This is a genomic window from uncultured Porphyromonas sp., assembly GCF_938023125.1.
In the GTDB taxonomy this organism is placed as follows: domain Bacteria; phylum Bacteroidota; class Bacteroidia; order Bacteroidales; family Porphyromonadaceae; genus Porphyromonas.
Genome location: NZ_CALHDW010000019.1, coordinates 23,061 through 31,041, shown reverse-complemented (window position 1 = coordinate 31,041; position 7,981 = coordinate 23,061). Strand labels below are relative to the sequence as shown.

Annotated in this window: 6 protein-coding genes; all 6 read right to left on the bottom strand. The window is 45.4% G+C overall.

All coding sequences use genetic code 11. From position 1 onward, the window contains the following. Window positions 1-276 (bottom strand): hypothetical protein (locus tag Q0090_RS07945; RefSeq protein ID WP_297949466.1); only part of this gene is annotated, 276 nt, incomplete at its 3' end. A gap of 232 nt (window positions 277-508) precedes the next feature. After that, the gene (locus tag Q0090_RS07940) at window positions 509-2,716 is read right to left on the bottom strand and encodes a leucine-rich repeat domain-containing protein (protein WP_297949463.1); all 2,208 of its coding nucleotides are present in this window, start codon (window positions 2,714-2,716) and stop codon (window positions 509-511) included. 40 nt (window positions 2,717-2,756) lie between these two features. Further along, a complete protein-coding gene (locus tag Q0090_RS07935; RefSeq protein ID WP_297949461.1) occupies window positions 2,757-3,404 on the bottom strand; it encodes a hypothetical protein in 648 nt (215 codons plus the stop codon). A gap of 32 nt (window positions 3,405-3,436) precedes the next feature. Next, complete coding sequence (locus Q0090_RS07930; RefSeq protein ID WP_297949459.1) at window positions 3,437-4,129, bottom strand: hypothetical protein; 693 nt, start codon at window positions 4,127-4,129, stop codon at window positions 3,437-3,439. A 149-nt stretch (window positions 4,130-4,278) separates the two neighbouring features. Continuing rightward, window positions 4,279-7,098 carry a C25 family cysteine peptidase gene (locus Q0090_RS07925; protein ID WP_297949457.1) on the bottom strand — a complete coding sequence of 940 codons (2,820 nt, stop codon included), beginning with the start codon at window positions 7,096-7,098 and terminating at the stop codon, window positions 4,279-4,281. Next, window positions 7,095-7,973, bottom strand: a complete 879-nt coding sequence (locus Q0090_RS07920; protein ID WP_297949455.1) for a hypothetical protein — start codon at window positions 7,971-7,973, stop codon at window positions 7,095-7,097. Before Q0090_RS07920 ends, Q0090_RS07925 begins: the two co-directional genes overlap by 4 nt. Window positions 7,974-7,981: the final 8 nt, after the last annotated feature.

Here is a 7,981-nt window from a genome sequence, read left to right as displayed (position 1 = left end):
CATAAGATAGTTTCCATGATTATCTTTTTTGAGAGCATCCTCTCTGATAGAGAGAGCGCTGATCTTATAGTAGCGGTTTATCTGATGCCCTGAACAGATATATTCACCCTGAGGTGGAGTGTTGGGGCCATCTGTATTGCCATTATTCTCCCCTTCATTGTTTTTGGTGGTGTCTTGTTGCTCTTTGTTCACCTTATTCTGACCGCCCAGGGGTCCTCTTTGACTGCACGAGAAGAGTGCGACTCCCAAGATTAAGATGGATAATACTCGCTTCATATCTTTATTATTTTAGTGTTTTATATTAGGAATAATACGCACGTATAGACAATAATAAGCCCCTTATCATCAACCCCTTTGTCAGAGACAAATTTCGTTTCGTGGCGAAAGATAAAAAAAAAACGAGATGGCAAAAAAAGACAAGAGTAGCAAGCACTCGCTAGCCTCCCCCTTCACGTTTGCCACAATCGGCGGACGAAGAAAGAGGAGGAGCAATAGCTTTAGACGATGCTTAGCGAATCAGTTTGAGTACAAGGCGGCTCGCATTGGGGCGATCTGCCACCACCAAATAGACACCCTTAGGCAAAGCCTCAAGAGAGCAGGAGGTACTACCCAACACGCCCTCGCGTAATACAAGGGTGCCATCGAGCGAGTAAACCGACAGACTTTGCACCCCCTCGGGGAAGTGGAGCCGGCCTCCATCGAAGCGCAAGGCGGCTACCTCCGTAGCAACCACAGGTACCGTTGGGAGAGGATTAGCCTTGAATGTAGACTCCTGACTAATAAAGAAGGCTATCGACACCACAGGCTCCACCTCTTCAGACACACTCAGTTCTCGGTACTCGTAACCCACGCCATCGGGGCCTACAAAGCCGTCGAAAGGCTCATCATCAATATCTTTTCCTGTAGCTGGAGCATACCGCTCGGCCAAGAAGTCGCCCACTTTGGATTTTTCGTAAAGGCTCTTTGAGTCAAAAGTCCAGGTGACATATTCGGCTGCCTCATCATCAAAGAACATATAGGCAACCGCAACTCCCGGGGCCTTTTCGTCCGCAAAAGTTACCATTTTAGCGCCGAAGTTATCCTCCTCCTTCACTACTACACGGTGTGCCACATTGTGCTCATACTCCTCAATAGACCGACGAGTGCGGTCGTAGCGATTGAGCCAAGGGGTCAGTAAGCCCGTGTGCTTAGGTTCTACCTTTGCCAAGAAGAGTCTAGGTTCGGCTCCGTCCCCCAAGACAATGGAGGTAACCCCTACAACATTGCCAAAGATCTGGGTACCATCGTCAGTACGAGGGGCAACGACGGGGCAACTGCTATGGAATGCAGCCCCTTGTGCATCAGCCCCAAGCGAAGCATACTCACCCCGATGCAATACAATACACTGAGCAGCAGTGGCGTCCGTAGCCACCGTAGCCCCTTTTAGAGCAGCGTGCCACACGGCACCTTTGTTGTACTCCGCAGCCGAGTACCCCTTAGGGATATGCAAAACAAAAGAGCCCTTGGGTACTGCATCGAAGGCATCTTCATCCTCCAGAGTAGGCACAAAGGGTACACCGATGGTAAGGGCCGTCAGCTGCACACAATCACTAAAAGCCTGTGTGCCAATAAAGGGGGTACCGGTCTTTAGCTCCACGGTGCGCAACTTGGCACAAGAGTCGAAGGCACGGAGCGGTATGCGCATATGGTGCAGGGCACTGAAGCTCTCGAGGGTACGGTGATAGGCAAAAGCCCCCACAGCAATGGCTGTTGTCTCTCCCCCTAGAGCAAAGGAAGTATGCCCACTCCGGGCAGGCAGAGCAATCAATACCGGCTCCTCGGCAAGGTATAGAGCCTTATCCCTTATTTGGAGGAAGGTTGTACCCTCGGCAAGAGAGATTGACTTGAGATGCTCCATGCCGACAAAGGGGTTTTCGTAGTCCGCACCATCTTCCAGCATCTTTAAGCTCTTAGGTAGCGTAAGGGTCTCTATAGCCGTACGCTTAAAGGCTCCCCACTCAATATACTCTAGCCCTTCGTTAAGGGTAATTTTGGCAAGCGTCTCCACATCTTCGAAGGCAAGAGCCGAGATGCGATATAGCGAGGAGGGGCAAACCACTTCTTGGAGAGAGAAGGCTCCTGAGAAACAACTTTGACCAAGGTATTGCACGCCTTCGGGGATAGTATAACTAGTCTTATCACTCCCCAAAGGATAGGCAACAAGGGTATTTCCTGCCATAAAAAGCACACCATCTTGTGCCTTAAAGCGCTTGTTTCCCTCAGCTACCGAGATACTTTTTAGGCTGGAGCAGCCGGCAAAGGGATTGGCCGTTACTCCATCAATCTCTCCGAGGTGCTCTAATTTTTGGGGCAGAGTGATCTCTTTGAGCGCCGAATAGCAAAATGCCATTTCGCCAATGGTGGTGAGCGTCTCGGGTAATAAGACATGCTCTACAGAGCTACGCATAAAGAAGGCTCGTACATCGATATACTCAAGCTGCGCAAGTACAGGATCGGCCGTAAAGTCTACGGTAGCGAGGTCTTCTGCCATCCAAGCAGCCAGCCCCTTACGATCTTCCGTCAGCTCATAGTCCACCCCCTCTTGTAGGGGTCGCTGAGCCGTTTGCATGGCAGCACTAGAGGGCTTTGCAAGAGGGGAGCCGGAGGGAGAGGCCCATGCGGCGCCCGAGGCAAGCATTGCACCCGCAAGACAACCTAAAATATAGCTCTGTTTCATTGTTAATCTGGCTTCTACTTTTATGTCATAGGTGTGAGGCTTAGAATTGGTAAGCAACCCCTAGGCGAGCATAGTCTCTCATGTAGCCCGTCTCCGCAAAGGCCGAAAAGCTTTTGAAGAACGCATAACGGGCACCTATACGACCTTGCAGATTGAATAACCCTTTCTTTTCCCGCAACAAATCATCGTCATCTTGAGACAAGAACTGGATCACCAAATACCCCTTCACATACACTTCGAACTTAGCACTAAAGCTCTTGTGCAAGCCAATCCCGGTAAAGGCATCAAACTCATGGAACGTTTTATTATCAGCATCTTTGAGATGGTAGTCGTATTTAAACTTCTCAGCATTGATATCAACACCCTTGATGAGAGAGGTCACATTACGTACATACTCTAAACCTCCGGTATAGGACATAACCCAACCCTTATGGAAGTCCCATAGCCCTTGAGAATACTCCAACGCAATAGAGGGTATCTTACCGGCAACAACATAGGCCTCGGGCGTGCGTGAGGGCAAAGACATTATAGACCCCGGCATACCAACAGAAAGAGAGAAAACAGACGACCTGCGAGTAAATAGATACTCATTATCTCCATCCTCAAAGTTTTCAAAAGCAACTTGTGCAGTAAGAGGAAGTACTGACAAGAGGGCTCCCACGAGAGAGAGCAAAACCAACTTTTTCATATTCATTCTCTAGATTATGGATAACATAAAGATCAAGTTGTAGGAATCGCAGAATCCTCCTCATCCGATACGGGATAACGCTCTTGCAGATAGGCGAAAATCACCTTTTCCCACTCACCCGGACCAAACTCGCCCTTTTCCAGACGAGCACACAGCTCAGGGGCGTCATGGAAATAAGCTACAGACTGCTTAATGAAACGCTTCTTGACCGAACTAGAAACGTCATTGGTAGCCTCGAAGTCCGCCACAAACCAAACAGAAGCCGAAGACTCTCCTCGGCGGATCAAGTAATAGTACTCCTGCGGATAGAGCCCACTATTCTGTTTATAATAAATAGTATTCCCCTCTTTTGACAAACCTTTGGCATAGATCCCGACAAAGACTGCAATATGAGGCGTCACCACCACAGAGCGAACAAAGCGACGCACGGTCAGATTCTTATTGATGTAGACATTGACCGAAGAGAAGACCACAGAGTCATCACTCATCTTCTCAGGCTCAATCACTAAGCGAGCAATATCCTTTCTCTCAAAGCGAAGTTTCTTGCCCACCTGAAAATCAAAAACAGAGATCTCTTCGGTCTCCTGCAAAGGATAGCCATCAATAAAACCACGGCACACCTCGCCGGAATTCAAATAGATCTTAGCCTTAGTGCCCTGTGCATGGGCCATGGTTGCACACATGCAGACCAAGGCAAATAGGACCAAACGTACACTACATTTCATATTCACTCTTTTTACTTCATTCTTCTGGCAGAGAGGGGAAATACCCAAATCCACCTTAATCCCAAACCTCTCCGACGACACCGAAGAAGGTTCGCCACAAAAATACAAAAAAAATGAACTTATCAACACTACTTAGAGACAAATACATTTTACTCTAGAATAATTACTTGCTTATCATACATTTCTTCTTTACAGAAGAGGCTAACTAAGTATTTACCACGTGGTAGGGAACCAACATCTATCCTCCCTTCCTTTAAGATTGGATATATATAGCTACACCCATCTGCGACAGAGGTTATAATTAGAGAAGCTTCACTCTCCATTTTCACCTTCACATCAAGATAATCCTTTGCGGGATTTGGAGATATAGTCAAGAGGCCAGCGAGAGAACTAGAGCCTCCTTCAAATAGAGCTTCCCCCTTTACTCCATCGACCTTTGCCTCGACCTCTAGTTGAACGGGTGCTGAGGTTTTGGTGGTAAACTCTAGTCCCTCAGAGAGTAGCTCTCCTTCGCTGTCTCGCCAACGATAGGTCGCTGGCTCAGATATCTGCTGCGCCACAAGACGCACGGCTCCCTCCTCTAGTTTATGTCCTATCACTACGTCGAAGTTAGGGCGGGACTTCTTCTTGATGACATAGGTCTCGCCACCAACGAGTTCTCCCGTCTCTTGATCTTTGAGTAGGACACGACAGATATACTCCCCATCAAGGTCAGCCATCTGCTCTTTGAAGTTGAACTTGACATTGAGCAATCCCATCTCCCCAGGGGCTAGACAAACCTTATCCATTGAGGCTAGATCTGTCTGAGCCACCAAGCGACCCTCGCTCTTGAGTAGCTGTAAGTTGCGTAACTCTGCTTTATTTCCTACCATAGAGTGGTACAACATTCTATCAGGGATGAGGGAAACTTCCGCCTTGGTGCAGAGATTAGTTTGTTGCAAGGTATTCTTATCAAAAGTCTCTAGTTCAATCTTATAGATGCGATTGTCTATTGACGGGTTGTGTATAGAGATGACACCACTGATGAGACTGTTGTCATCATCTGAGACTTCAATGTTGTAGATGTTTTTCATCGCCACATTATTGTAGCTCTTGACATAGTCTCGTAGGTTGTGCATCTTCTCCGATATAGGCTCCTGTATGCTCTCTATCTCTGCTAGTAGGCAGTAGTGCCACGCATCTTTAGCGTACTGCTGATACTGCTTGGGGTCTTTGATATACCATGGGAAGCAGATGACAACGCTCTCGTTAGGGCGAACGGATGGTATTCCCTTAGTGCCGATTAGTCCGCCCGTAGCGACACCATTATCGAGCTTATTCTTACCGCAGAAAGAGTCATAATCCAGTGATATACCCGCTTGTGACCAGCGAAGCGTCACCGTCGCTCCTTGTGGAGAGGTCTTGACTCCTCTGTTACGGATGCGAGCATAGACAAATACGGGCTTACCATCTCTGTAGACGGGGTTTTGATGCTCCGTACCTCCGTCTCGCTGATTACGAATCCATATATCTTGACTTTCCCAGAAGTTGTACTTCATATTATCCATCGCATTGGGCATAGAGCCGTCGTCATCTGGAGCATCTTGCATATAGAGGTCTATGGGATTGACAAGTCGAACTAATGGGTCGCCAATTATAGTTAGACCATAATGCCACCCAATGTCAAAATCAGAAAAAACACCACCGAAAATATTCCGTGAGTTCCACCAACGCATATATGCTTCTCCAATAGAGATTGATTGTGCGAGAAGATCATGAAAAGCTCTTGATTCAAGCATTGAGCCTACCTTTGTACTTCCAATAATTGCAAGAGCATTGCTCTTACTCCCATAGATATATGATCCAGCAAGAAAAGGTTCACCATTTAGATTATCTAGATCTGTCCATCGAAGAGCACTACAGCAGAACAAATTATATATTATTGGAGTAATTGAAGAGTTCAAAAACTCTGAACCATTTGAGTAAGTACGCGATTTATCCGTCTCAAATTCATGATGCCCAATTCCAGAATGACACCAAAGATTGACATAAGAATATCTTGAAGAGTTTAGTCTTGATAGATAATCATTAAAAGAGAAGAATGAACTATGGTGAAGCCAATTGTAAATGTCAATCTCAAACCCAGCTCGCTTTAGAGGAGTAATTTTCTCAGAGTTGTTTTTTGTTTGATATTCATTTTGAGACCAAGACTTATTTATATACATTAAAGCCTGTCGTGATATTCCATCGGATTGACACCAATGTGCACTGACTTTTTTAAGGTATTGATTCACTAAGGAGACTTGTTCAGAATAGCTTGCCTTCTTATACAGAGGAAGTCTTCCTATAAAAATCTCAGGCTGCACATTCCCAAAATGCCTATCAAATTTACCATCTGCCCCCTCTGTAAATTTGCTAGTAGGACCAGGGCTTCTTTTTTGATCAACCCATTCTCCATCCAAATCCATAAAGAACAAATCACAGGGGAATGTTGTATTGTAACCCTTATTGTCTTCATTTTCAATTTGGTATTCGGCGTAGGGAACATCTCCAATGAAAAAGCATCCGAATAAATTCGGTCTGTAGCTTTGCAGTCTTTCTCTTAAAGCAATGGCAGATCCTCCAGGATTTACTCGAACTATAAATACATCACAGTCAAATTTATTGGCGATAATTTGAGCATAATCATTCAAATTGTCACTGATAGACGGATATATATTTTGATCCACCACTAATAAGTATAGAGGAAGATTCGAAAGGTTTCTAAGTAAATACGTGGAAGGCTTGACTGTTCTATCGGCATTCCAAGAGAGAGGAGCTGTACACGTAGGAGCAACTGTTGAACTTGCCCGATAATCTTCTTTAGTAAAGCATGCTTTCGCACTTGGTATATATGACTCAAATGGTATATATGACCCGGAAATGTGTTGTGCCTTAATACCCAGAGAAGCAAGGAGTATAAGACATATGATTATAGATATTCGTTTCATTTCGTGTATATTTTTTGAGTGAATGTTGAGTTTTCCTTCATGTATTCTATTCGCATAATGAATGGATGGTCAAAACGGACCTTAGGGACATCAATATGCGTATCCCCATTGGCTCTGTAGATATTGATAATTCCATCCATTTCAATGATAGCTACGCTTTTCATTGGTTCATAAGCCTGAATACTGATTGTGAGTTTGTCAGAAAAAATCTGAGGTTCCCGAGGGGAAAAAGTTTCTGTGGACATAGGCGTTCCGAACAATAATTGGGTTGGTATATAAATGCTCGGAGACAAAACTAGGAATCTAACTGAGTAGCAACTATCGGGCTTATTGTTGCTTCCCCATCCATCAATTCCTTTTTCATAGGTGTGCCCTTTGCTCCAGCCTCCTAAAGTCCAATATGTGCCAGTTTCTCCTGATTCACCTTGGAATGAAGCACATCGCATTTTTTCTCCCTGTTTTGTCTCAAAATAATATTCGACTCCTGGCAGGGGGGCTCCTCCAGGGGCTGATGGTCCCATAAGCGCAGAAACAAAGTATCCTTCCGCGTTGATGTAGGAGGCTCCCTTATAGAGTTGCTCAAAGCTATAGGAGAAAACTCCGTTCGTTTCAGTACGAACAAAGTGATAGATGCTATCCATTTGAATAGGCTTACCACAAAGCATTTGAGGTGTAGAGACTGGGACATACTCACCTGTACTCAGTTCAATCGGGATATATTGACTCTCAGTCATAATGGCAAGGATAGCTCCTTGAGTGGGTTTTGACGGATGATCTATGGCCGTCAATAGACCATAGATATCAGTCTTGTTCTGTGAAAGAGCAGTCATTCCAACGCTCAAACACAGCATAAACAGCAGTAATTTCTTTTTCATACTTCTAT